Source organism: Flammeovirga pacifica, assembly GCF_000807855.2.
Taxonomy (GTDB): Bacteria; Bacteroidota; Bacteroidia; order Cytophagales; family Flammeovirgaceae; genus Flammeovirga; species Flammeovirga pacifica.
Genome location: NZ_JRYR02000001.1, coordinates 2161593 through 2162233 on the forward strand (window position 1 = coordinate 2161593; position 641 = coordinate 2162233).

At 32.0% G+C, this 641-nt stretch carries 1 protein-coding gene; it reads right to left on the minus strand.

Annotated features, from left to right (window positions below):
* Positions 1-8: 8 nt before the first annotated feature.
* Positions 9-641: REP-associated tyrosine transposase (locus NH26_RS08660; protein ID WP_317040972.1), on the minus strand; the 633-nt coding region annotated here is incomplete at its 5' end.

A 641-nucleotide genomic window follows, 5' to 3' on the forward strand; every position in this document is an offset into this window, starting at 1 on the left:
ACTTACCATTATATCATTTCTACTTCCAACAAATTATATTTCACCCCGTGATAATTGGAAGCACTACAATAGAGATAGTCTTTTGCATCTTGAACTACCCCAGCCTTTATAGGGTTGTCATGAATGTAACCTAACCGTTGTGATAGTTTTTCAGGAGTATTTAATATGACAGGTTGATTATGTTGTTGCCAAAACTGATATTTCTTATTGTTACTATTTTTTTGACCTGCTCTTTGAAACATCCAAAGCATCCAATCTTTTCGACTTTCTTCTCTGTTTTCTTCAATGTTTTTTATTATCGTCTTTGAAGTGTGTTTTTTTAAATCCCGTAAAATATCAGATAGATTGAGATGTTGACCTTTAGAGATAATCAAGTGTACGTGATTGCTCATAATAACATAAGCATGTATTTTTAACCCTTTGTGTTCTTGACAATATCTTAAGCTATCTAATAGAATATTGCGATAGGCTTCTCTCGTAAAAACGTCTATCCAATAGACTACTGTCATTGTTACAAAATAAGTTGCTTCTTGATCGTAGAAAGAATGTGATCTAGACATGATGAATCGTTTAATTAGTTTTTTAAAGTTAATGATAATTTGTGGGAGTAGAAAGGGGGTATAAGTCACAGACTTATACAA